Origin of the sequence: Anaplasma marginale str. Florida (genome assembly GCF_000215485.1) — a bacterium.
Taxonomy (GTDB): Bacteria; Pseudomonadota; Alphaproteobacteria; order Rickettsiales; family Anaplasmataceae; genus Anaplasma; species Anaplasma marginale.
In genome coordinates this window covers 1-629 of sequence record NZ_AFMS01000104.1, presented here as the reverse complement: position 1 = coordinate 629, position 629 = coordinate 1, and the positions used below count along the sequence as shown (strand labels likewise).

1 protein-coding gene is annotated in these 629 nt (G+C 45.8%); it reads right to left on the bottom strand.

Annotated features, from left to right (window positions below):
- Positions 1-629, bottom strand: a 629-nt coding sequence (locus tag GAC_RS02855) for a TAXI family TRAP transporter solute-binding subunit (RefSeq protein WP_037349402.1), incomplete at both ends; no start/stop codon positions are given.

Here is a 629-nt window from a genome sequence, read left to right as displayed (position 1 = left end):
GAAGCACGCACCGATATTGTTTTAACGTCTTGAGGATTGTTTTTATATGTATTGCCGGGTATCAAACCAGCGGTATAGTACGGGTATTTCTCCACGAACTCTGCCATCAGAGCATCATCCAGCGAAAGTGCAACAGCGTCACAAGTAGCAGAGGCTTCTTGCATTCCAGCATTCGGGTGCCCTACAAAATCTGCTATTACATCCACTTTTCCGTCACACAACGCTTGAATCTGCTCTGAAGATTTTAGGTCAGAAGCTACAAGAAGGTCTTTTATCGTCCACCCTTTGGTTTCAAATAGATTTAGAATAGCCGTCCTGACCCCAGTGCCAGGAGCACCCACATTCATTTTCTTGCCCTTTATATCGTCTATGGACTTAATACCAGAATCCTTCCTGACAACTATGGTGAGGTATTCTTTATGCATAGAGGCAAGCAATCTCAAATTATCCATAGGAGGGATGCCTGAATACACACCATTACCCGTATACGCGTGGTATCCTACATCAGATTGGGCCATGCCGATGTCCATAGCACCCCTGCGCATGGAGTTCAAATTATAAACACTACCAGCGGTTGTGGAAGTAGAGCAAATTAGCTGCTCCGATCCACCCGCCTCACCATGACCAAG